The 23,937-nt window shown below is 71.7% G+C and carries 17 protein-coding genes and 1 pseudogene; 8 read left to right on the forward strand and 10 right to left on the reverse strand.

Translation table 11 applies throughout. The features are described 5' to 3' along the window. From D7W81_RS14540 to D7W81_RS14560, 5 genes and pseudogenes are all read right to left on the reverse strand, one after another. Positions 1-1,868: pseudogene (locus D7W81_RS14540) on the reverse strand (hypothetical protein); the annotation flags it as partial. Between the two features lie 195 nt (positions 1,869-2,063). Further along, positions 2,064-3,248, reverse strand: coding sequence for a hypothetical protein (locus D7W81_RS14545; protein WP_244227212.1), 1,185 nt, complete (start codon positions 3,246-3,248; stop codon positions 2,064-2,066). A 161-nt stretch (positions 3,249-3,409) separates the two neighbouring features. Then, positions 3,410-3,940 (reverse strand): hypothetical protein, encoded by a 531-nt coding sequence (locus D7W81_RS14550; RefSeq protein WP_120555970.1) that lies wholly within the window; start codon positions 3,938-3,940, stop codon positions 3,410-3,412. 15 nt (positions 3,941-3,955) lie between these two features. Continuing rightward, a complete protein-coding gene (locus D7W81_RS14555; protein WP_147445487.1) occupies positions 3,956-4,348 on the reverse strand; it encodes a hypothetical protein in 393 nt (130 codons plus the stop codon). Positions 4,349-4,465: 117 nt separating this feature from the next. Continuing rightward, entirely contained in the window at positions 4,466-5,446 is a 981-nt protein-coding gene (locus D7W81_RS14560) for a ChaN family lipoprotein (RefSeq protein ID WP_120555972.1), read from the reverse strand. Positions 5,447-5,765: 319 nt separating this feature from the next. Between D7W81_RS14560 and D7W81_RS14565 the strand changes: the two genes are divergently transcribed. Next, positions 5,766-8,804, forward strand: coding sequence for a hybrid sensor histidine kinase/response regulator (locus D7W81_RS14565; RefSeq protein ID WP_244227213.1), 3,039 nt, complete (start codon positions 5,766-5,768; stop codon positions 8,802-8,804). 75 nt (positions 8,805-8,879) lie between these two features. On the opposite strand, the gene D7W81_RS14570 is transcribed toward D7W81_RS14565, so the two are convergent. Further along, positions 8,880-9,383: a hypothetical protein gene (locus D7W81_RS14570; RefSeq protein WP_120555973.1), complete on the reverse strand. Its 504-nt coding sequence runs from the start codon at positions 9,381-9,383 to the stop codon at positions 8,880-8,882. 89 nt (positions 9,384-9,472) lie between these two features. Beyond that, positions 9,473-11,500, reverse strand: coding sequence for a YgiQ family radical SAM protein (locus D7W81_RS14575; protein WP_120555974.1), 2,028 nt, complete (start codon positions 11,498-11,500; stop codon positions 9,473-9,475). 350 nt (positions 11,501-11,850) lie between these two features. Here D7W81_RS14575 and D7W81_RS14580 point away from each other — a divergent pair, with 350 nt between their 5' ends. Next, positions 11,851-12,996: a hypothetical protein gene (locus D7W81_RS14580; protein WP_120555975.1), complete on the forward strand. Its 1,146-nt coding sequence runs from the start codon at positions 11,851-11,853 to the stop codon at positions 12,994-12,996. A gap of 193 nt (positions 12,997-13,189) precedes the next feature. Beyond that, entirely contained in the window at positions 13,190-17,056 is a 3,867-nt protein-coding gene (locus D7W81_RS14585; protein WP_120555976.1) for an AAA family ATPase, read from the forward strand. Between the two features lie 21 nt (positions 17,057-17,077). Here the strand turns inward: D7W81_RS14585 and D7W81_RS14590 are convergent, their stop codons facing one another. Continuing rightward, complete coding sequence (locus tag D7W81_RS14590; RefSeq protein WP_120555977.1) at positions 17,078-17,443, reverse strand: hypothetical protein; 366 nt, start codon at positions 17,441-17,443, stop codon at positions 17,078-17,080. A 242-nt stretch (positions 17,444-17,685) separates the two neighbouring features. On the opposite strand from D7W81_RS14590, the gene D7W81_RS14595 reads away from it, so the two are divergent. Beyond that, a complete protein-coding gene (locus D7W81_RS14595) occupies positions 17,686-18,468 on the forward strand; it encodes an alpha/beta fold hydrolase (protein ID WP_120555978.1) in 783 nt (260 codons plus the stop codon). A gap of 101 nt (positions 18,469-18,569) precedes the next feature. Next, positions 18,570-19,445 (forward strand): SGNH/GDSL hydrolase family protein, encoded by an 876-nt coding sequence (locus tag D7W81_RS14600; RefSeq protein WP_120555979.1) that lies wholly within the window; start codon positions 18,570-18,572, stop codon positions 19,443-19,445. Between the two features lie 26 nt (positions 19,446-19,471). On the opposite strand, the gene D7W81_RS14605 is transcribed toward D7W81_RS14600, so the two are convergent. After that, positions 19,472-20,329: a GspE/PulE/PilB domain-containing protein gene (locus D7W81_RS14605; RefSeq protein WP_120555980.1), complete on the reverse strand. Its 858-nt coding sequence runs from the start codon at positions 20,327-20,329 to the stop codon at positions 19,472-19,474. 72 nt (positions 20,330-20,401) lie between these two features. Further along, positions 20,402-20,770, reverse strand: coding sequence for an arsenate reductase family protein (locus D7W81_RS14610; protein ID WP_120555981.1), 369 nt, complete (start codon positions 20,768-20,770; stop codon positions 20,402-20,404). 39 nt (positions 20,771-20,809) lie between these two features. Between D7W81_RS14610 and D7W81_RS14615 the strand changes: the two genes are divergently transcribed. The 3 genes from D7W81_RS14615 to D7W81_RS14625 all read left to right on the forward strand — a co-directional run bounded on the left by D7W81_RS14615 (position 20,810) and on the right by D7W81_RS14625 (position 23,879). After that, positions 20,810-22,171, forward strand: coding sequence for a right-handed parallel beta-helix repeat-containing protein (locus D7W81_RS14615; RefSeq protein WP_120555982.1), 1,362 nt, complete (start codon positions 20,810-20,812; stop codon positions 22,169-22,171). Between the two features lie 142 nt (positions 22,172-22,313). Further along, on the forward strand, positions 22,314-23,351 hold the full coding sequence (locus tag D7W81_RS14620; RefSeq protein WP_120555983.1) for a lysylphosphatidylglycerol synthase transmembrane domain-containing protein: 1,038 nt from the start codon (positions 22,314-22,316) through the stop codon (positions 23,349-23,351). A gap of 117 nt (positions 23,352-23,468) precedes the next feature. Next, positions 23,469-23,879 carry an SET domain-containing protein-lysine N-methyltransferase gene (locus D7W81_RS14625; RefSeq protein ID WP_120555984.1) on the forward strand — a complete coding sequence of 137 codons (411 nt, stop codon included), beginning with the start codon at positions 23,469-23,471 and terminating at the stop codon, positions 23,877-23,879. Positions 23,880-23,937: the final 58 nt, after the last annotated feature.

Below are 23,937 nucleotides of genomic sequence, written 5' to 3' on the forward strand. Positions count from 1 at the left end.
CACGCGGACTGCGCGAGCCCGCCCACGCCATAGAGCACCGCCGCGAGCGCGAAGACCCCCAACCCCGCCGCGCTGGACGCAAGCCACGGAGTCCCGCCCACGGCCGCGAGCGCCCCGAAGAGCAGCGCGACACCGCCCAGGTAGTGGAGGCCGCGCCACCTCCAGCCGCCCGCGAGGTGGGCCGCGACCGCGATGACCGCACCCGCGTACGCCTGGGGCCAGGGCGCGTCCGTCCCCTGCGTCCACGCCAGCACCGGGAAGGCGGCCATCGTCGCCAGGGACGCGACGACGCCCCAGGCGAGGATGCGGTTGCGCAGGCCACCCGAAACCGTCACGCGCGCCAGGAGCAGCAACCCCGCGGCCACCGCCGCGACGCCGAAGCACCACCACGCGGGCGAGTCGGGCGCCTGCATGCGAGCGACCAGCGCCCCCGCGAGCAGCGCGGCCATGACCGCCGGGTGGGCCAACGCGCGCCGCCGGAACTCCAGCAGGAAGAAGACGAGCGCGGCCAGCACGGGCGCGCAGACGGACGCGGTGTCCACCCAGGCGTCCTCACCCGGGAAGCGCGAGAAGGCACCGAGTGCCCCCGCGAGCGCGCCGCTGGCCACCACCGCGTGCGCCAGCGTCTCGAACACCGGGGCCGCGCGGGGATACGCCACCCGGACGGCCTCCGTGGACGAGGCCACGGCCACCACCGCACCGAGCGCCACCGCCCACAGCACGAGGCCCGCGAACAAGGGGCCCCCGGGCTCCAGCGCATCGAACCCCGAGGGCGCGCTCGCCACGCTGAAGACTACCAGCCAGAGCGCGCCATACATCGCGGCGCCCACCCCGACGAACGAAGCCGCGCCTGCCTCCGTCTTCCGCGCCCGCCACACCGAAGCCCCCAGCGCCACCACGCCCGCGAACGCGCACAGCACCCGCAACCAGGGCGCGTCGTCCCAGCCCATCAGCGGCAGTCCCGCCAGCAGCGAAGGGAACAGCGCCACCGCGAGGCTCGTCGCCGGCGTCCCATGCCACAGCCGTCCCGCGGCCCTCAGGGGCAGCAGCGAGACGGCGGCGACGCCGAACGCGATGGGGATGCCGACGGCGGGAGTCAGCGCCGCCAGGGACGACAGCGCGATGAACACCACCGGAAGCAAGGCAAGCCCGATGGCCGCGAGGACGCGCCCCGCCGACCGGGAGCGCCGCGCCAGGAACGTGCCCAGACCGATGAAGGCCGCGTGGTAGCCCAGCAGCGCGCCCGTGACGATGAGCTGCCGGGGCACGCCCCCCAGCGCCCGCCACGCCTCGCGGACCCCCATGAGCGAGCCGCCCAGCACGAGCACCGCGCCGAGGAACCACCAGATGTACTCGTGAAGGCGGGGAGGGTTGTCGCCCTCATCCAGGGCGATGACCGCCTCCAGGCCGCCCCCCATCGAATCCAGATGCCCGCGCGCGAACAGCGCCTGCCCCGACCCCAGCGCGGAGCCCAGGTCCTCCTCGCTGGAGTCCTCCGTGTGCAGGGGCGCCGCCCGCCGCCGTGCCGCCTGTTCCCGCTCCGCCCGGGCCGTCTCATCCAGCGAGTGCGCGAGCGAGGCAATCCACCCCGGGCGCCACCCGCCCGCGCGACGCAGCGAGCCGGCGACGTCATCCGCCCAGGCCTCCACGCGAGCCGCGGAGTCGAGCGGCGGGGCCACCGGCACGTCGACGCCCGGAAGCGCGGGCACCTCCGGGGCCATCGCGACGGCTTCGGGCGGGGCCAGGAGCGAGGCCTCCAGCCGGTCCGCCGTGGCGGCGTCCAGCAACCCATCGAAGCGCCAGCGGTCCACCCTCCGCCGCATCAGCGCCAGCACGAAGTCATCCAGGTGCCGCCCGGCGGCGGGCACGAGGGCGGCACCACATTCAGGGCACAAGGGCCCGGAATCCGGCGCACGCGGTTCCGTACAGACAGGGCAGAGCATGGACACCAGCATACCGGGCCTCCCACACCCCGCGCTCAGCCCCTGGAGACACTGTCACCTTGGGACGGCCCGGGACGCCCGGCCATGGCCTCCACGGCCGGGCGCCCCGTCACGTCCGGCCTACAGACCGTCGTGGTAGCAGAAGCCGCTGCCGCGGTCGTATCCGCCACCGGAGAGCGGGTAGTTGACGTAGCCCAGCTCCTCGCCCGGACCGCACTCCGACCGGGCGCGGGTGTAGGCCAGGCAGGTGGACACACCCGAGCCCGTCACGTCCGCGCAGACGCCGCGCGCGCCCTCGACGCCGCAGAACTCGGCGAAGCCCCCGAGGCACGTCTGGCCAATCAGCGCCGGGTCGAACGCGAAGCCGATGGGCTCCAGGACGGACTGCTCGATGCACAGGCCGTAGACGCCGCAGAGGGTGCCGCTGGGGCAGCCGGGGACCGCCGCCATCGGGTCGCACGTCTTCAGGCACTGCGCGTCAGCCGACAGCAGGTCCGTGCACGCGAAGCCCTGCGCGCAGTCCGTCGTCGCCGGGTGGTTCGCCTCCGCCGCGGGCGTGGAGGTGCACGCCGCGCCCTGCGTCTTCGTGCCTTCCGACTTCTCCAGCGTGCCGTCATCCGCGAAGGAGTTGTCCGCCACGCAGGTGTGCCCCGGCGGGTTCGCCGTCAGCGAGCCCTCACGCGGGTCGCAGCCCGCCGTCCGCACGGTGTTCCAGGTCTCGAAGCGGATCCACTTGCACTCGCCGCCAGGGACCACCGCGCTGCCCCGGTAGGGCGCGCCGAGCGGCGCCGCGGTCACCGACTCGCGCAGCGTCACGTTGTAGAGCGCGCCCACCGTCTGCTGCGGCGACACCTTGAGCGCCAGCAGCAGCGAACCGGAGTCCGCGACGAACAGCTTCTGGCCCGTCGTGCCCGCGTCCTGGTAGCCGTAGACGCACTGCTCGCAGGTGAAGAGGTTGGCGCCGCCCGCCGCCAGGTCATGCAGGCCGGGCGCCGTGTTCACGTCCAGCCGGATGAGCGCGCTGTCCGCCACCGCCGGGTCCCCGAAGGCGCTGAAGGTGCCCTGGTAGGTCGGCTGATTGCCATACTTCACCGGCGTCAGCTGGATGCCGTTCGCCAGGTCGCCCATCGTGATCTCGGTACACCCAGCGGGTGGGGTGAGGGATTGCGACTGCTGTCGCAGGGCCTGCTGCTGCTCCTGCCCGGAGGACTCCTGCTGTTGCGGCTCCACGGCACAGCCCGTCAGCGCCATGCACAGCACCGCGTTCCAACGCCACGCACGAAACCCGAGGCTTCGAGTCGTCATTGTCATTCTCTCAAGATGTGGGTTTGAGGCTGCCGGGGGGAACAGCCGATCCGGAGACTCCGGACGAGGTGTTGATTACGTGAGGTTGTCTTGGATTGGCAATCCCGAACCGACATCACGGCGCAACTGTTATTGGCCAGGATTCTACTGTGTCTGGTTTCTCAGAAAGGGGGACCGCTGGTGGAGACGCGCAGTTGCTGGCTGTTGATGGCCATCACCAGGGGCTGGAGCACCTGGACGGTCTGCTGTGCCGTCAGCCGTCCTCGCAGGGCGAAGAACTCCTCCCGCTCCCGGTCGCCCCACCGCCTGGCGGAGACGCTTTCATCCATCAAGCGCCGGGCCTTCGCCAGCGCCTCCAGATTCTCCTGGGAAGCAGGGGGCGCGGGCGCCATCCGTTCCCTGGAGGCCGTGGCCGGGCCGCTGTCCTTCGCGGACTGAAGCTCCTCCCGCACCATCCGCCGCAGGTCCTCCCGCAGCGCGACGACGTCCAGCGCCGCCCCGGAGGACGGCATGGGACGGGGCGTGGCCGCCAGCTCGCGCCTCAACGCCTGGACCTCGTCTTCCAGCCGCTCCAGTCCTGGATGCGCCTGCTCTGGAAGCATCGCGGGGGCCGTCCGCCGGGCCAGGCCGAAGCCCGCCCCGGCGGCGGCCACCAGCGCGAGGACCTGGAACCCCCGGGTCGTCATCGCCATGTGCCGTGCTCCAGCCTAGTGCTGCTTGGTTTCGTGACGGGAGGTGGTGCGCACCTCGAGCACGGTGCACATGCCGTTGGTGTCATAGGACGCCTGGATATAGGAGTCCGACGTCAGGGCCTTCGCCGCCGAGATGAGGCTCGGGTCGGTGAACATGCAGCTGACCCACACGCCATTCTTGTCGGCGACCAGGATGCGGCCCCACTCTCCCGACGCGGACGCCTGGATCATGATGTCGATGAACTGGAGCCAGTCCGTGCTGTTGTGCGCGGCCCCGAAGTTCCCCGCGAAGACCCTGTTGGTCGTGTCGATGTAGACCTCGTGCTTCGTCGTGCTGCCTGCCCACGCGGCGGTGCTTCCCGCCAGGGCCGCCAATCCCAATGCAACAACAGACGCCTTCTTCCACATGGAATGCCTCCAGACTCGATGGGCACGAACATGAAACGGATCGGTGAGGCCGTGGCACTGCGTGCCAGCCGGTGCCGCCATTTCACATACCAACCAGGGCTGACACTCGTTCGAGGCCTAGGGCTTCTTGTTGCGCTCACGCAGCGCCTTGCACGGGTCGTCATCCGGCATCGCCGGCGTGAACCACACATAGTCGTAGGGCAGGGTGGCCGCGCCCACGGAGGCCGCGTAGTCCTGGGGCTTCAGGGCCTCGGGTGACACCTCCAGCAGCGCCACGCTCAGCACCGTGACGTCCTTCGCGCGGCGCTCCAGGTGCGCGGGGACGGCGCGGTCCTCGCGGACATGGCCGTTGCCTGTGATCAGCACCGCGCCGTCCGCGGGCACGGTCTCCAGCAGCCGGTCCGCCATCATCGCGTCGCGCGCCCGCTGGGCCAGCGCCATGGGCTCCAGCATCTCCTGGGGCAGCTGTCCGCAGTGCGAACGGTCCAGCTCCTCCCGGACCGCCTTCGCCTCCGCCTCGGGCACGGGCGCCTCCAGGCCCAGGCGCGAGCGCAGGCCGGCGGGGAGCGCCTCCGGTCCCTTCATCACCAGCTCCCGCACCTGCGCGCGGGGCAGGTTGGCGGCGACGATGGGCAGGTGCGCCTGGAGCCCCGCGGTGAACACGGGCTCATAGAGGCTGAAGACGGGCCAGCCGCTGTTCGCCCAGCCCACCGCCTGCGCCAGCCCCTGCGCGTCCTCCGGCCGGGCCTTCAGCGCCGCGTCCACGGCGGGCTGCTGGGTGACGTCCAGCATCTCGAAGGCGAGCGCGGGCCGCTGACCGGAGGCCGTCTTCGCGCGCACCAGCTCCGCCTGGAGCCGGTGGTGGTCCGGGTGGTCGTGCCGCTCGCCCAGGAGCACGAAGCGCGCGGGCACCACGGCCGCGCGCAGGGCGCTCTCGTCCACGAAGCGGCCCGCCGCCACGTCCCAGATGCGCCCCACCAACGGATGGTCGCGGTACAGCGTCGTGGCCCACTCCCGCGCGGGAGGAGGGGAGGGGTGCTGCTGGCTGGCGCAGCCCGGGACCAGCGCGAGGACGAGGACGAAAGGGAGTCGCTTCATCCCCTCATCTCACCCGGCCCGCACCGGGATTGCCCGCCGGAAGAAGACAGGGCCCGCATTCCCAAACAGAACTCCTGACTGTGGTGTCCCTCTGGCGCGAGGCCCGCCTGCTCCCATGGGGACACGGCGGGCAGGCCCTTGGCCCACCGGGTGAAAGTCCTGCTCGTTAGGCGACGGATTGGGACTGTCTGGAGGAATCCGGCGTTGAAGTAGGGGGGGACTGCTCGCTACGTCCACCTCAGGTCCCCTCACTCACGCGTCCCGCACCCTTGAGCCGCCCCTGACCCGTCCGCCGAACGATCAGAACAGCGCGGGTCCGGTGGCCGACGCCGGGGCCGCGCCGCGTCCCGAGGGCTGGCTGGCCTCCCTGCGCGACGGCAGCGAGATGGGGCGGATCATCCTGGAGCGGGACTGGAGCGCGACACCGCTGGGCCCCATCGAGGCGTGGCCGCAGACCCTGCGCACCGTGTTGGGCATGTGCCTGACGACGCGCTTCCCCATGTTCATCTACTGGGGCCCGGAGCGCGTCCAGCTCTACAACGACGCGGGCATCCCCATCATGGGCGCCAAGCACCCGGACCACGCGCTGGCGCCGCTGCGCGAGGTCTTCCCGGAGCTGTGGCCGCACCTGAGCCTCATGTTCGACGACCTGGAGCGCACGAAGCGGGCGAACTGGGCGGAGAGCCAGTCCCTGCCCATCCTGCGCAACGGCTTCGCCGAGGAGGCCTACTTCACCTGGTCCTACACGCCGGTGCTGGATGACCAGGGCACCGTCGTGGGCTTCTACACGCCGGCCATGGAGACGACGGGGCAGGTGCTGGGCCAGCGGCGTCTGCGCACGCTGCACCGCCTCTCCGAGCGCGCTGGCGGTGCCGCCTCCGTGGAGGCCGCCTGCCGCGCGGGCCTGAGCGCCCTGGCGGAGAACCTCGCGGACCTCCCCTTCACCTGGCTCTACGTGACGGACGCGGGGGGCACGCGGGCCTCGCTCGTGGGCTCCACCGGCATGGGCGCGCATAGCGCCGCGGTGCCCGCGCACTTCGACCTGCGCCCGGTCGCGGACGGAGGACCCGCGCGGAGCCTCCTCGCGCCGGTGGCGAGCACGCGGCAGCCCCTGCGGATGGAGGACGTGAACGGGTGGCTCGACACGTCCTCGAAGCCTGGGGAGCCCGGGGACGCGGGCCCGCCCCGGCCGGCCCTGGTGGTGCCGCTGCCGCACGCTGAAGGGGACCGCCCCCTGGGCTTCCTGGTCGTGGGCCTGAGCCCCCTGTTCGCGCTGACCGGTGAGTACCGCAGCTTCATCGAGCTGGTCACGGGGGCCCTGGCCACGGTCGCCTCCAGTGCCCGCGGGCAGCAGGAGTCCCGCGAGCGGATGGAGAAGCTCGCCGCGCTGGACCGGGCCAAGACGGCCTTCTTCAGCAACGTGAGCCACGAGTTCCGCACGCCGCTGACGCTGATGCTCGGGCCCGTGGAGGACGCGCTGACGGACACGGTGGAGCCGCTGGGGCCGCGCCAGGCCGGGCGGCTGGTCCTGGTGCAGCGCAACGCCAGCCGGCTGCTCAAGCTGGTCAACACGCTGCTCGACTTCACCCGCACGGAGGCCGGGCGTGTGCGCGCGGCCTTCCAGCCCACGGACCTGCCCGCCTTCACCGCGGAGCTGGTGAGCCACTTCGAGTCCATCGCGAAGCGCGCCGGGCTCATCCTCACGGCCGACCTGGCGCCCCTGCCGGAGGCCGTGTGGGTGGACCGCGAGATGTGGGAGAAGATCGTCTTCAACCTGCTCTCCAACGCGATGAAGTTCACCTTCGAGGGCAGCGTCCACGTGCGCCTGAGCCAGGGCGAAGGGCACGCGCGGCTGACGGTCAAGGACACCGGCACGGGCATCCCGGCCACGGAGCTGCCGCACATCTTCGAGCGGTTCCACCGCGTGGAGAACGCCCGCTCGCGCAGCCACGAGGGCAGTGGCATCGGGCTGAGCCTCGTCCAGGAGCTGACGAAGCTGCACGGCGGCTCCGTGGGCGTCACGAGCGAGCCCGGCAAGGGAACGGCCTTCTGTGTCGCGGTGCCCCTGGGCAACCACCACCTGCCGCGCGAACAGCTGGCCCCCGACGGCAGGGAGGCCCTGCGCTCCAGCACCGAGAGCGCCTCCACCTTCGTCGAGGAGATCAACGGCTGGCTGCGCACGCCTCCTCCGCCCGCCGCGCCGGAGCCCGGACCGCACGGCCTGGAGGCGCGGGCGTCCCAGCTGCTCCCCGACGCCTCCGCGCGGGTCCTGGTGGTGGACGACAACGTGGACCTGCGCACGTACATCAGCGGGCTGCTGACGGGGTTGGTGACGGTGGAGACGGCGGAGGACGGGCTGGCCGCGCTCCAGGCCATCCGCGAGCGTCCTCCCGACCTCATCCTGAGCGACGTGATGATGCCGCGCCTGGGCGGGTTCGGGCTGCTGCGGGAGCTGCGCGCGGACCCCCGGCTCCGGGCCATCCCCTTCATCCTGCTGTCGGCGCGGGCCGGGGAGGAGGCGTCGGTGGAGGGGCTGGAGGCGGGCGCGGATGACTACCTGGTGAAGCCCTTCTCCGCGCGCGAGCTGTCCGCGCGAGTGCGCACGCAGCTGGAGATGGCGCGGGTGCGCCGGGACGTGGCGGCGCTGGAGGCGCGGGAGGCGGCGCTGGAGGAGGCGGTCCGCGCGCGGGACGACTTCCTGTCCGTCGCGAGCCACGAATTGAAGACGCCCCTGGCGGCCTTCCGGCTCCAGTTGGATCTCATTGAGCGGGGCCTGGGCGCGGACGCGCGCGCCCTGATGCGCGAGCGCCTGTTCCTCACCCGCCGGCAGGTGCAGCGGCTGGCCTCCATCGTGGAGACGCTGCTGGACGTGTCGCAGCTGTCCGCGGGCCCTTTGAGCCTGGTGGCGGAGGAGGTGGACCTCTCCGCGCTCGTGGCGGAGGTCCTCGCGCGGACCCAGGAGGAGGCCGCGCGGGTGGGGTGCACGCTGACGCTCCGCAAGCCGGGGCCGGTGCTGGGCCGGGTGGACCGGGCACGCGTGGAGCAGGTGATGGAGAACCTGCTGTCCAACGCGCTGAAGTACGGCCCCGGCAAGCCGGTGGAGGTCCACGTGGAGGCCGAAGGGCGGCGCGTGCGCCTGTCGGTGGTGGACCAGGGCATGGGCGTGCGTCCGGAAGACCAGGAGCGCATCTGGGAGCGCTTCGAGCGCGCGGTGTCCGTGCGCAACTTCGGAGGCCTGGGCCTGGGCCTGTGGATCACCCGTCAGGTGGTGGAGGCCCACGGCGGCTCCGTCGGAGTGAGGGAGACGCCAGGCGGCGGCGCCACCTTCTCGGTGTCACTGCCGCTGATGCCAGCGTAGGAATCCACATGGCAAGGCCCGCGCTCCCAGTGAGGGAGGCGGGCCTTGGATGACAGGCATTGGCTGTCCAGACGGCTACTTGGAATCCACCACCAGCACCATCCACCGGTCGGTGGCGTGGTCGATGCGGAGGTTGGCGGCACCGGCCTCCTGGAGCTGCCCCACCACGCGCTCCAGGAACTGGAGCTGCTCGGCGGTCGCGTCCACGAACACGTTGCGCGAGCCCGGGCCCTTCGCCTTCGGCTTCTTCGCCGGCGCCGCGCCCGCGTGCAGCTCCGGGACGGCCGCGGCCTTGAGCAGCGAACCCGCGTCCTCGGACGTCACCTCGGCGCGCTCGTCCTGCGCCTCCACGTCCTGCTCCTCGCGCACGGGGGCCGGGGCGCTGACAGGGCCGGAGGAGGACAGCTCCTTCTTCGCCTGGTCACGCAGCTCGTTGAAGGTGCGCAGGTTGATGGTCGCACCGAAGCGGTCCTTGAAGCTCTCCAGGGCGTCCTGACGGCTCAGGTCGGGCTGGTTGCGGAAGAGGTCGAGCAGGAACGCGTGACGCTCCTGCGACTGCTCCTGGGAAGTCCTGGGCATGGCGGTGTGGCTCCGGCGGTGTGGCCGCGTGAAGAAAGGCGGCGCACCCTATACCCGAGCCTCCCCCCGGAACGAAAGCCGGGGTCCCCCTACCGCCCGCGCGGGCCCGGACGCGGCGTGCGGCCACCACTCCGTCCCGACGGACGCGGCTGCACCGGGCGGGGCCACGCGTTCGTCGCCAGGCCGTCCTGTTGCTGGGGCTCGGCGCTCGCGGCACGGCGCAGGCGCGAGGCCTCCGCGGCGGACTCCGGCGGCACCAGCGCCTTGGGACCGCGTCCAATCAGGTCCTCGCGCCCGGCCAGCTTCAGCGCCTCGCGCGCCAGCGGCCAGTGCTCCGGGTTCCAGTAGAGCAGGAGCGCCTTCTGCAGCCGCTTCTCGCGCAGGCCCTTCGCCGTGTACACGGGCTCCATCTTCAGCGGGTCCAGGCCCGTGTAGTACATGGCCGTCGCCACCGACATGGGCGTGGGGATGAAGTCCTGCACCTGCCGGGGCCGCTTGCCCTTCTCCTTCAGCCACTGCGCCAGCATCACCATGTCCTCCAGCGTGGAGCCGGGGTGCCCGCTGATGAAGTAGGCGATGTCGTACTGCTCCTTGCCCGCGTCCTCGCTGGCGCACGCGAACATGTTCTGGAAGCGCTCGAAGCTCTCGATGCCGGGCTTCTTCATCTTCTCCAGCACGCGCGGCGACACGTGCTCCGGCGCCACGGACAGCTGGCCGCCCACGTGGTGCGCCGCCAGCTCCTTCACGTACTCCGGCGAGCGCTCCGCCAGGTCGTACCGCACGCCGCTCGCGATGAAGACGTGCTTGATGCCCGGCTCCTCGCGCACCTGCTTCATCAGCGAGATGAGCGGCCCGTGGTCCGTCTGGAGGTTCTCGCACACGCCCGGGTGCACGCAGGACAGCTTGCGGCAGCGGCTCTCGATGTCCTCGCTCTTGCACTTGAGCTTGTACATGTTCGCCGTGGGCCCACCCAGGTCGGTGATCGTCCCCCGGAAGTCCCCCATGCGCCGCACCTCGCGCACCTCGCGCAGCACGCTCTGCGCGGAGCGGCTCTGGATGACGCGCCCCTCGTGCTCCGTGATGGAGCAGAAGGTGCAGCCGCCAAAGCACCCGCGCATCAGCACCACCGAGTGCTTCACGGTCTCGTAGGCGGGGATGGGCTCCTTGTACATGGGGTGCGGCACGCGGTTGAGCTTCAGGTCATAGAGCTCGTCCATGGCCACCGTGGCCGTGTCCCCGGGCTTCTGTCCGGCGCCGTCCTCCAGCGGCCGGGCGGGCGGGTTCATGTAGATGGCGCGGTTGCCGTGGCGCTGCGCGATGGCGCGCGCGTTGCCGGGGTTGGTCTCCATCTGGAAGTCCCGGCTCATCACCGCGAAGGCGCGCGTGTCCGCCACCACCTCTTCATAGGAGGGCAGCACCACCACCTTGTCGCGGTCCGCCGCGCGCTTCGCCGGGTCCGCCTCCAGGGCCTTCATCGCCGCGTCGTTGATGAGGTGCGCGGTGCCCCGGACGTCCTTCAGGTCCTCGATGCGCTCGCCCCGGTTCAGCCGGTCGGCGATCTCCCAGATGGGCCGCTCGCCCATGCCGAACACCAGCAGGTCCGCCTTGGCGTCGAAGAGGATGGAGCGGCGCACCTTCTCGCTCCAGTAGTCGAAGTGCGCGATGCGGCGCAGGCTGGCCTCGATGCCGCCCAGGACGATGGGCACCTCCGGGAAGGCCTCACGGCAGCGCTGCGCGTAGACGATGGAGGCCCGGTCCGGCCGGCAGTTGGTGCGCCCGCCCGGGCTGTACTGGTCCTCCGAGCGGTTCTTCTTCTGGGCCGTCAGCCGGTTGAGCATCGAGTCCAGGTTGCCCGCCGCCACCCCGAAGAAGAGCCGGGGCGCCCCCAGCGCCTTGAAGGGCTCCGCCGAGTGCCAGTCCGGCTGGGGGATGAGCCCCACCTTGAACCCCCGCCCCTCCAGGAAGCGCGCGATGAGCACCGGGCCGAAGGCCGGGTGATCCACGTAGGCGTCGCCGCTCACGATGATGATGTCGCACTGCTCCCATCCCCGGGCCTGCATGTCGGCGCGGGTGACGGGTAGGAAGGGGTGCGCGTAGCGCGGGGAGATGGAGGCCATGGGCGTGTTCCCCTCAACAGCGGGGGAGGGCCCAACCAACCCCATCAGGGCGGGCGCTGTCCACTGCGACGGCCGCCTGCCCTCCTGTTCCCCGAGGGAGCGGCAACCCGTCAGGTCGTCCAAACCCAGACACCCGGTGCGTCGTTTCTCAACTCCTTGCAAAGGCAGACGCCGGGTCATTTGGGCTCCAACTGGGTGTCTGCATATACCTGGGCCTGGGTACAACTTTGCCCGTATTGCTAGAAAGATCCGTTCGTGGCAGAGAATGTTCACGGGTCCTGGCTGTCATTGGCTGGCGTCAGGTTCCGCCTTCCCCTTCATCTGGCACCGCCCTGTCCTGGGAGACAGTCATGTCCTTGCGCCGTCCGCTGTCGTTGTTCGCTTCCCTTCTGATGCTGGGTGGCTGTGGTTCCGAAGTCCTGGAGAAGGGCGCGGCCGTGGGCGAGGCCCGGTCGGCATTGCACACGGGCATCGACCTGGCGGTGTCGGAGCTGGGCGTGACGTGTGACGGCGACGTGCTGACGGTGACGGGCGCCATCCGCAACGCGGCGCCGACGGGCATCGACCCGTCCATCGCGGGCATCTACGCGGGGAACCCGGCGGAAGGCGGGACGCTGCTCGACACCATCAACGTGCCCTGGCTGGTGGGCCAGGAGCGCTACCCGTTCTCCAAGGTGGTGACGGTGCCGGAGGGCACGCAGCAGCTGTACGTGGTCGCGGACAACTTCGGCTTCTATCCGGAGGACGACGAGACGAACAACACGGCGGTGGTGACGCTGGCGGCCGGCGGAGGCTGCGTGGTGAACCAGCCCCCGGTGGCGATGTGCAAGGACGTGACGGTGGTGGCGGATGCGAGCTGCTCGGCGCAGGCCTCCATCGACAACGGCTCGTATGACGCGGACCTCTTCCCGCAGGCCCTGAGCCGCTCGCAGAGCCCGGCGGGTGCCTATGCGGTGGGCACGACGCCGGTGACGCTCACGGTGTCGGACGGGATGGACTCGGCGACGTGCTCCGCCACGGTGACGGTGGTGGACGCGACCGCGCCGGTGGCCGGGGCGAGCAAGAACCTGGTGCTGGCCCGCACCCTGGGCGCGGACTACAAGACGGTGACGCTGGCGGACTGCGCGCAGCCGGCCTCGGACACCTGCGGCGGCACGCTGGACCTGCAGCAGTCGGCCTCCATCATCCGCGTGGAGTCGGACGAGTCCGAGGACGCGCTGTTCAGCCTGGCCCTCTTCAAGTGCCAGGACATCAAGCTGAGCGCGGACCGCAAGTCCGCGCAGCTGCGCGCGGAGTCCAGCCTGCTGGGCAACGGCCGCGTCTACACGATGGTGTACTCGGTGCAGGACGCGTCCGGTAACGCGACCCTCGGCACCTGCAAGGTGAAGGTGCCCAGCCTCCAGGGCATCATCTCCGTGGGCGTGGGCCCCGCGTACTGCCAGGGCACGGGTTGCCCCGCGGGCACGGGCGGCGGACTGCTCTGCCCGCTGCTGTAGTCCCCACGGGAACATCCCACGGTGGATGACGGCCCGGGTCCGCGAGTGTGCGCGGCCCGGGCTTCACCGTTGGTGCAGGCGTGCAAGGGAGCCCGCGGGTGCGTTGACGGGGATCGATGCCTCCCCTAGCTTGGCCGGCTCCCGGCTCCGCCACTTCCGAGGTCAGGAAGGGCCGCGGCCGCGAGCACCCCGTATGATGCGCAGGACGGACGAGGAGTCGGGTCAGGGGGAGGCGCCGCGGGACGAGCGTGCTCCAGACGGCCTCATGCCCGTGCTCCGCGTGGAGTACGACTCCGACGTCCAGGAGGGACACGCCGCGCCCGTGCTCCGGGTCCGGTCGTCCTGGCCTCCCCGGGAGCCAGAAGACGCCGAGCCCGCGCCGAAGCCGGCGGAGGCCCCCCGGGGACGAAGCGCGCCCCGGCCGAGGACGCTGACCTTCCGCGAGCTGGACTCCGCGGCGCTGAAGTCCACGCCGCCCTCCCACCGCATGAACAGCGCGGTGCCCGCGCGTCCCGCCGTGCAGGCCCGTGACGAAGGCGCCGGAGCCAACGCCCTCCTGGCCTTCGGCTCGGCCATTGTCGCGGAGAATCCCGTCGCCATTCCCGCACCGGTGGGCGACGCCACGGAGCGCAACAGCTCGGCTCGTGTGCCGGGCAACGAGGCGCTGAGCACGAGGCGCACAGGTCCCTCCGACGCCGGCTCCGCTTCCGGAGCGCCGCCGCCGGCCCGTGCGCCAGGGCCGCCCCCCCCGAACCTCGTCCGCGTGGACGACACGGCGGACGCGCCTCCTCCTGAGGAAGCGCCGGCCCGCGACGTGTCCGCCTCCGGCGACGTCACCCCCGCCGAGCGCGAGGCCATGCAGGCCGCGGTGTCCTCCGGGCGCCGCCGGGAGCAGTGGGTGGCCCCCACCTATCTGCCGGAAGACCTGCGCGACGCGCTGGTGGCCGAGCGCAGCCAGTACCGCGCGCAGCGGCTCCAGGAGGCGCGAGAGGTGGGGCTGGCCGGGCCCGGCGTGCTGGGACTCGTGCCCGTTCCCGCCGCGGATCCGGACTGGTCCGGCGGCTCGCTGCTCGGCTTCCTGGGCGAGGAGCTCGTGTTCGCCGGGAACATCGTCCACCTGGACTTCGAATCTGGCCGCGTCTTCGCCTCCTCCGACTCCGGCGAGGACCTGGACCGGCGCGTCCTCTCCTGCGAGCGCTGGTGCTACCGGCCCTACGACTTCGCGGAGGCCCTGTGCGCGGCGGCCACCGCCTACGAGGAGCGCGTCCCCGCCCTCACCACCGCCCTGTCGCGCGCGAAGGGCGAGCTGCTCCCGTCCCCCCTGTCCCCGCGCGACGCGGAGCTCATCCCCGTGGACCGGCTGTGGCGCCAGCCATGGGGCAGCATCTGGGGGCCTCCCGGCACCGGAAAGACGACGGCCGTCGCGGACCTCATCGCCCGCGCCCTGCGCGCCTACCCGAACGAGCGCATCCTCGCGGTGGCCCCCACCAACCGCGCCGCGGATGAGCTGGTGATTCGCGTCAGCGCCCTCCTGGAGCGCGACCCCATCCCGCTGCGTCCCCTGGCCCGCAGCATCTTCCGGGGTGGCAACGGCGCCAGCGAGGCCCTGGCCCGGTTGCCCACCGTGGCGCTGGAAGAGAACAAGACGAGCAAGCTGCTCAATACCATCCAGGAGCGCGAGCGCGAGCTCACCCTGGAGCGCTCGCGGGGCGGCCCCGCGCCGGAGCTCGCCCGGATGCAGGCGGAGCTGCGCTCCCTGCGCGGCCGCGTGAAGGACCCGACGCTGAAAGAAGCGGAGAAGGGCGACAGCCCCCTCATGGTGCTCACCGTGCACCGCGCCCTGCGGCTGGTGTCGGAACTGGAAGGCGAGGAGACCTTCCAGCGGCTCGTGGTGGACGAGGCCGGCATGGTGACGCGCGCCGCGACGGCGCTGCTGGCCCCGCTGGCCCGGCAGGTGACGCTCGCGGGTGACCCCAAGCAGATCGGCCCCGTGAGCCGCGCGGCGGAAGGGGCGGGGAAGGGGACGCAGACGTGGCTTCGCGCCAGCGCCCTGTCCCACCTGGAGGACGCGGTGAAGGACGCGGAGCGCCCGGACGTGCTGCTCCTGCGCACCCAGCACCGCATGCACCCGGACATCGCCCGGGTGGTGAGCCACTTCTGCTACGGCGGCGCGCTGGAGGACGGCGACCTCGTGAAGGACCGGGCCCAGAAGCCGCCGCCCGTGCCCGCCTTCCCCTCCCGCGCGATGTGGCTGGTGCTGGACGGGCTGAGCCGCGACACCCGCCGCCTCACGCACGGCCGCGGCGAGACGGGCTCCGGCTACCAGCGCGAACTGTCCGCGGAGCTGGCCGTGACGCTGGCCCGCCAGGCCGTGCGCCTGGGGCTCACCGTGCTGTGCGTGACGCCCTACCGCGCGCAGGCGGCGCTCTTGCGCAAGCTGGGCAACGCGGCGGGGCTGCGCCACGACATGTTCAGCGCCTCCACCATCCACCGCCAGCAGGGCACCCAGTACGACGTGGTGATGGTGGACACGGTGGCCGGCGGCCGGCCCTTCCCGCCGCACACGCTGGTGCCCATCCTCAACGTCGCCGCCAGCCGCGCGAAGGAATACCTGCTGGTGCTCGCCTCGCGCGCGGAGGCCCGCGCCTCGCCCGTGCCCGCGCGCTTCCTGTCGCTGCTCCCCCGCGTGCGCGTCCACCCCGGCACGCCGCCGAAGCTGGAGCTGCTCGCCACCCAGCCGCGTCCTCCGCCACCGCCTCCGCCGCCGCTGGTGCCCGTGGGCCTGGGCGGAGAAATCGCTGGAGGCAAGGACACCGGGCCCCTCTTCACCCAGGAGCAGGTGTCCCTCTTCGAGCGCCGCTTCGACGACGGCCACCACCTGGTGCGCGGCGTGGCCGGCAGCGGCAAGACGTACGTGCTGGCGCACTGGGCCGCGCGCTACCTCCTGGAGAACCCGCGCGCCCGGGTGCTGGTGTCCTTCTACAACCGCTCGCTCGCGCCGCTCGTGGACAAGCTGCTCCTGGAGGCGCTCCACGTGCGCGCGGGCGCGGAGCAGGTGCGGCCGCTCCGGGCCCAGGTGACGGTGAAGCACGTGGGCGCGCTGCGGCGCCTGGAGCCCCACGCCTTCGACGCCGTCTTCGTGGACGAGGCACAGGACATGGACGCCAAGGGCCTGGCGGCCCTGCACGCGCTGGTGCGCCCCCGCGTGGGCGAGGACGGCCGCGAGTCCCGCTGCTTCCAGCTGTTCATGGACGACTCGCAGAACGTCTATGGCCAGGTGCCCATCGACAGCCTGAAGGAGCAGCTCCCTGAAGGGCTGTCCTTCCGAGGCCGCACCCGCGTGCTCAAGGAGACCTTCCGCGCCACGCGCGACATCCTGGACGTGGCCTTCAACGTGGTGCTGGACCCCTTGCGCCAGCACCGCGTCACCGACCCCGGCATGCGCGAGTACATGAAGGCCGGGGAGCTGGCCCGCGAGCGGCTCCTGTGGCTGCCGGAGGAGACGCTGGAGGGCCTCTACCGCGTGCAGTCCACCGAGCGCGGCGGCGTGCTGCCCCAGGTGAAGGACTTCGCCTCCAGCACCAGCGAGGCCCGGTGGGTGGCGAAGGAGATTTCCCGGCTCGTGAGCGAGGAGGGCGTCCTCCCCGGGGACATCCTGGTGGTGGCGCCGGTGATGCCCGCGTCGTTCACGGACGCGCTGCGCAAGGCGGGCGTGCCCGCGGAGGCCTATGGCGGCAAGGGCGGACGGGACGTGGCGGACTTCCGGGTGAGCGGCGTGGATCACGTGCGCGCCACCACGGTGTTCTCCTGCAAGGGCCACGAGTGCCCCGTCGTCTTCTTCGCGGGCCTGGAGGCCCTGGACTCCATCGAGGCGTGGATGGCGGGCGCCCGCCAGCGCACCGAGCGCGAACACGAACGCATCCGCCGCGCGATGTTCTACGTGGGGGCCACCCGCGCCATGAAGCGCCAGTACCTCACCGGCGTGCGCGGGGGCCGCTTCCTCCAGGTGGCCGCGTCCTACGTGGAGACGCTGTCCGGCCACCGCCCGCCAGCGCCCTGAAACAGGGCGCCGGGGGACTTGTTACATCCGCCAGCCGGTGACGCCCGCGCTCTTGCCGAACGCCGGCTGTCCGTACACCTCACGGAAGCGCGCGCGCAGCAGGTCGAACGTCTGCTGAAGGTCCGGCGCCGCGGCGCGAGAATCCGGCAGCTGTCCACCCATCCGCGCGAAGCACCGGCTCATGGCGCCATCGAGCCACTGCGTCACGGACGCGGTGTCCTGGTCCTGGAGTCGCTCGAAAACGGACAGGGCGCGCTCCAGCGTCTCGCCCACCAGCTCTCCGGAGTCGACCGCGCTCCCAGCGCAAAGCTTCGCGGCCCGGACTTCCAGGGCCGGACGATGCTTGCGAACAAACTCCCCGAAGGCATGCAGATTCACGGTGACCATTCTTAACCCTTCGCCCCCACGCTGTCAGAACGCCGACCGCCGAAATCCTTGGGTTCCGAACACCACAAAGCGTGAGGCTGGAAAAGGGTGGTGGGATGATTCATGTATCACTCTCCGTCTCGCCAAGCGAGGCACCGGGGGCATTTCCTGTTGCCCATGGGTCGGGCGGGCCACCGGGTGGGGGCGGGCAGACCCAGGGCTCCGGCGTTGTTCTCCGGCGCGTTTCGATGAAAGCGGGAGACATGCGCCGGACGGTGGAGCTGACGGACATCGCAGGCAATGACGAGGGACCGCGTGTCCTCTTATTGCCGGGACTGGGCGCGCGTGGATCAGGCTTTCGCGAGCTTGCCCTGCGGCTGACCGACGTGGCGCGTCCCACCCTGGTCGAGTACCCGGAAGGCGAGCATGCGGCGTGCGGCGCCAGGGCATTGGCGGAGCAGGTGCTGCGCGTCACGGGACGGGTGGACGCGGTGGTGGCCAGCTCCTTTGGCGGCATGGTGGCGGCGCACCTGGCCGCGGGCGGGGCGGCGCGCGGCGTGGCGTTCCTGGGCGCATTCACGCGCACCTCGCACGTGGGGCCTCGCGGACGGCTCATCGCGATGATGGGGCCCATCGCCGTGCTGGGGCGCCCCGGCCGCGTCGCGGCGTCGCTGGCGGCCTGGCGTCCGGTGCCCTCCGCCCAGGTGGCGGACGTGGTGCCCACCACGGCGCTGGAGCGCCTGACGACGCTGCGGCGTGCGTTCTCCATCCACGCGGAGCCGCCGCCCCCGGACCTGCGGCCGCTGAAGGTGTCGTGCCTGTGCATCCAGGGGGACCGCGACGTGCTGGTGCCGCCGTCGTCGCTGGAGCGGCTGGCCGCGTCGCTGCCGGAGGGCACGCCCCGGCACCTGCTGCGCGGCGCGGGGCACGTGCCCTACTTCTCGCATCCGGAGGAGTGCGCGCGGCTGCTCACGCCGTGGCTCCAGGCACTCGCGCCCGCGGGGCTCGCGGCGCTGGCGGCCTCGGACGTGGGCTCCGCGGCCTGACGCCGCACGCGGCCTTGACAGCCGCGCATGGGGCAACTGATCCACCCGCCCGGCGGGGGGGTGTACGGACGCGGGCACGGGAAGTATTTTCGCCCCCGCCGATGTCGACCCGTCCCCTGCGCGCGCTGCTCTTCCTGTCGTTCCTGTCCACGGCGGCCCAGGCCGCTCCGGAATCCGTTCCGGGGCTGACCGCCTCGCCGGTGCTGCCCACCGCTCCGGCCCAGGCCGCCGCGCCGGCACCGGCACCCCGCCGCACCGTGCTGCTGCTGGGGGACAGCCTCATCGCCACGGGCTTCGGGGAGTACCTCCAGAACCAGCTCGGCGCGCATCCGCGGATCCGCTGCGAGCGCCGCGCGAAGTCGTCCACGGGGCTCGCGCGCCCGGACTTCTTCGACTGGCTGGAGGTGGGCCAGCAGGAGGTGCAACAGCACCAGCCGGACGTCGTGGTGGTCATCCTGGGCGGCAACGACGGGCAGGCCCTGCACACGCGGCAGGGGCGCGCCACCGTGGCCTGGGGCAAGCCGGACTGGCAGGGCGAGTACCGCCAGCGGCTGACGGACTTCGTGACCGCCATCTCCGCGCCGGGCCGCAAGATTGTCTGGCTGGAGCTGCCCGCCACGGGCCGTCAGCGCTTCGAGCAGAAGCTCACGCTGATCCGCGACCTGCAGCGCGAGGTCATCGCCGGGCGCGAGGACGCCGTGCACCTGGAGACGCGCCCCTACTTCACCGACGCGCGGGGCAAGGCGCTGAAGCAGGCCCGCGTGGAGGGCTTCCGCAAGCCCATGCGCCTGCGCATGACGGACGGCGTGCACTTCACCGTGGCCGGCGGGCGCTACTTCGCGAACAAGGTGTACCCGGAGGTGCTGGGCGTGCTGGGCCTGGAGGCCCCGGGGCCCGACGCGCAGCACACCGCCCGCCCCGCCGCCGCGCCCGCGATGCAGGCCCTGGCTCCCGCCGCGCCCCCTTCGGCTCCATAGGCCCCGTAGCCCTGCTTCCGCGCGCTTCAGGAGTGGCGAGGCCAGGAGTCTTCGCTGCCCGAGTCCGGACGCAGCCGGCGCACCGCGCGCAGGAGCAGCTCCTCGTCGCGCGGGTTGGCCAGGAAGCCGCGCGCCTCCAGCTTGCGCGCCCGGTCGAAGCCCTCGTCGTCCGACGTCCCGTGGACGATGAGCGAGCCCTCGATGTGGACCTCTCCCGCGAGCAGCCCCTCCATGGCCTGGAGGGGGGCGAGCACCACGTCGTTCGCCCGCGTGTGCAGCACCTCCAGCGGCGTGGCGACGCGCGACGGGATGCCGTTGCGCGCCAGCGAGCGGGAGATGAGCACCGCGGTGACGGGCGGCCAGCCGTAGAGCATCAACGGCGGGCTGGGGACAGCGGGGCGGCGCGGCTCCGGCGCGGACTCCCCTGTCTCCCGGATGCCGTAGAGGGCGCTGAGCGCGCGGGACAGGGCGCCGTCGGAGGCCAGGTGCGGCTCCACGCGCGCCTTGCCGGACACGGCCCGCACGTCATCCACCGCGTCCAGCGACAGCGGCGCGGGCACGGCCAGGTGGAGCACCTCCCGGTCCTCGCGCGTCTCCAGGGAGAGCGGCACGACGCCGTATTGCCGGGCGATGCGCGCGGGCACCAGTGAGGTCAGGGCACGGTCGAGCGGATGCCGGTCCAGGTCCACGGCGTCCACGTCGAACTGGAGCGCCAGCCCGCGCAGGACGTCCGCCTCCGTGCACACGCCCTCGCTCACCAGGGCCCGGCCGAGCGGGACGTGGACCTCGTGGTGGTGCACGAGCCCCAGCCGGAGCTGGCCTTTGTCGACCACTCCCAGCTCCAGGAGGATCTCCCCCAACGGGCGTCTGGTTCCGATTTCCATGCCCACTCAACGTGGCAACCCGCCCCGCACGCGACGACGGTCGGACGGGGGCTCGTCCGCCCGCCCGCTTTGCTACCCTCGCGCGGAGAACAGCGCTTCGTAGGCTTCCGGCTTGAAGCCCACCATGACGCGGTCCTTCGTGACGAGCACGGGCCGCTTCACCAGCTTTCCATCCTTCGTGAGCCATTCCACCAGCTCCGCGTCGGAGGCCGCGTCGACCTTCTCCTTGCCGAGCGCGCGGTAGCTCTGGCCACTGGTGTTGAGCCACTTGCGCACGGACACGCCGCTCCTTGGAATCCACTGGCGAAGTTCCGCCATGTCAGGCGGCTGGTCGACAATGGGGCGCGTCTTGTAGGAGACGCCGCGCGCCTCCAGCCACTTCAGCGCCTTCTTGCAGGTGTCACATCCGGAGTACGCAAGCACGAGGATGTCATCGGACATGCGCGGGCTTCTACCAGAGCGCTTCCGGGAAGAGAGACCATGAACCGCTCCGCAACGCTCTACACCGTCCTGTCCGTCCTCTGCCTGCTGGGAGGCGGGGCGGGGTGCTCCGATGAAGCCGGACCGATGGAGGAGATGCCGTCAGAAATCGTGCCCGACAGCGGCACCCCAACCCGCGACGACGCGGGGACTCCGGACCGCGATGCGGGGACCCCCGACCGCGACGCCGGCACACCCGACGCAGGGGCCTCCGATGGCGGCACGGACGCGGGCACCCTGGACGCGGGCACGGCTGACGGAGGCGTCGTCATCCCCCAGGACGGCGGCACGCAGGTGACGGGCACGATGCCCGTGCGCCTGACGCTGGCTGGCTCTCCGTACCGCGTCGTGGGCAACGCCCAGTACGTCGTCACCATCCCCAAGGGTCAGACGACCACGGTGGAGCCGGGCGTCGTCATCGACTTCAAGGGCAACCCGGCCGTGACGAACGCGGACGTGCGCGACGGCGCGCAAGACGTGATGAACCACCAGAACGGCCGCGTGGAGCTGCGCGTGTACGGGCGCATCCTGGTGCAGGGCACCGCCAGCGCACCGGTGACGCTCACCTCCACCAACCCCCATGGCTGGTGGGGCATGAACTTCTTCGGAGCACAGTCCAAGGGGGACGGGGACCCCGTCTTCCAGCACATGGTCTTCGAGAAGGTCCGCAAGAATGAATACAACGGCGACCGGGACCGCACGCGCGGCGCGCTGTGGGCCTACTACCCGGGGCCCGTCACCATCGAGCACTCGCTCTTCCGCGACAACGAGTCCTCCGGCGCGTGCGGTGCGCTGGACCTGATGTTCACCGACGGCTCGGTGGTGACGGACACCGTCTTCGAGAACAACCGCACGCGCGACATCGACCGCTTCGCCACCGGTGACGGGGCCACGTCCGCCGGCGGCGCGATGTGCGTCACGCACGGGCGCAACTCCATCGTGCGCGGCAACACCTTCCGCAACAACACGCTGTCCGCCTTCCGGGGCAGCCAGTCCAACGCGCTCCAGCCGCGCGCCTACGAGGTGTGGCCCAACGGCACGAACCACTACGACCTGGGCGGCGGCGGAGCGCTGCACTACTTCCAGCCCGACAACGACCTCATCGAGAACAACCGCTTCGAGAACAACGCAGCCGTGCGTGGGCCCGGCGCGGCCATCTACCTGGAGGACGTGCCCAACACGGGCGCCACCCTGCGCGGCAACACCTTCACCGGCAACCAGGGCGGCGCCGGGGGCGTCATCGTCTGCAACCGGGGCAGCGGCAACGCCACGGAGCTGGTGCTGGGCGCGGGCAACACCTTCAGCGGCAACACCGTCAACGGCGCGGCGGCCCCGCAGGTGACAGGGGACTGCGCCCGCTAGCAGGGACGCCGCGAAGCCGCCGGGGCATGGGTGGCTCGCCTCCCCGCAGGGAGGGCAGGCGTACTGGCACGCTCCGGAACCTGCCCCATGGGGTGATGAAGCGCATCCTTTTGGAAGCCATCCCATTCCCGGAAGGAGCCGCATGGCGGGCACGCGCGCCGAACCCATCAACACGCTGGAGGAGCCGCTGGATGTTCCAGCGAAGCGCCGGCGCGGTTGGTGGATTCCAGGGGTGCTGGTGCTCATCGCGCTCCTGGCGTTCATCCTGTCGCGGCACACGGAGGAGCAGCAGTTCCTGGAACTCCTGCGGCAGGCCCGGCCCGCGTGGCTGCTGGTGGCCGCGCTGTGCCAGCTGGGCACCTACCTGTGCGTGGCGGGCATCTGGTGGACGGTCCTGCACCGGGCGCGCATCAAGACGTCGCTCTGGTCGCTGGCGCGGCTGTCGCTGATGAAGCTCGCGTTCGACCAGGTGATTCCCACGGGCGGCGTGGGCGGGTCGCTGCTCGTCGGGCGCGGGCTGCGCCGCGAGGGCGCGAACCCCGGCACCGCCGCGGGCGCGGTGCTGCTCACGGTGCTCTGCTTCTACATCGCGCAGGCGCTGGGCGTGGGCGCCAGCCTCTTCTTCCTCTGGCGCAGGGCCGAGCTGAACGACTGGATCCAATGGCTCGTCACCGGCTTCGGCGTGGTGGCGTTGCTCATCCCCATGGCCATCCTCTGGGCCACGCGGCACCGGGAGTGGAAGCCGGGCCGCTTCGCGAAGCGCATCCCGTCCCTGGGCACCCTGCTCAAGGCCATCGCGGAGGTGCCGCCCGGCATGCTGCTCAACCCCGGCCTGCTCGCGCGCGGCGTCTTCCTTCAGTTGACCGTGTACGTCCTGGACGCGGCCACGCTGGGCGCCATGCTCCGCGCCCTGGGGCTGGAGGTCCCCCTGAGCACCGTGTTCGTCAGCTTCATGGTGGCCTCCATGGCGGAGACGGTGTCCATCATCCCCGGCGGCGTGGGCACCTACGAGGCCGCGTCCGTGGGCATGCTCAACCTCTTCGGCGTTCCGGTGGAGGCGGCGCTCGCGGGCACCCTGCTCCTGCGCGGCTTCACCCTGTGGCTGCCGCTGCTCCCCGGTCTGTATCTGTTGCGTCACACCTTCCGCCGCCGCCCCGCGCCCGGAGGGCAGGCAGGCTGACTTCTCCGGAAGTCGCGGAAGGCTTCATGCGCTCCCAGCCGCTTCCCGTCGCCGCCCGTCTTGCGCGATGGTTCGCTCCGCGTGGACGACACCGGAACCGGAGTAGAAGAACCCACCATGAACCTGGGCCCGGCGCTGTTCCTCCATCCCGGCGTGAAGGTGCGGCCATGCGAGTGGGGGATGGGCGTCTTCACGGACAGCTTCATCGCCGCGGGGGAGCTCATCGAGGAGTGCCACTACCTCAAGGTCCCGCAGCGGCAGTGCCGGGGTGAGCCGCTCGACGACTATGTCTTCGAAATCCGCTGGCACCGCCACGAGGAGCCCCGCAAGGGTGACTGGGTCGCGCTCGTGATGGGCTACGGGATGATCTACAATCACGCGAGCGATCCCAACGCGTCCTACAGCCGGGCAGAGGATCGCGATGTGTTCCGTTATCACGCACTGCGGGACATCCACCCCGGTGAGCAGATCTTCATCAGCTACGGAGAGAACTGGTGGAAGGCGCGGGGTGAGGAAGTCCCTCCCTGAGTCGCTGCGCACCGTGTGCGCACCCGGGAAGTGCGAAACGCCCGGAAATGAAATCCCC

The sequence above is a fragment of the Corallococcus aberystwythensis genome (genome assembly GCF_003612165.1).
Lineage (GTDB): Bacteria > Myxococcota > Myxococcia > Myxococcales > Myxococcaceae > Corallococcus > Corallococcus aberystwythensis.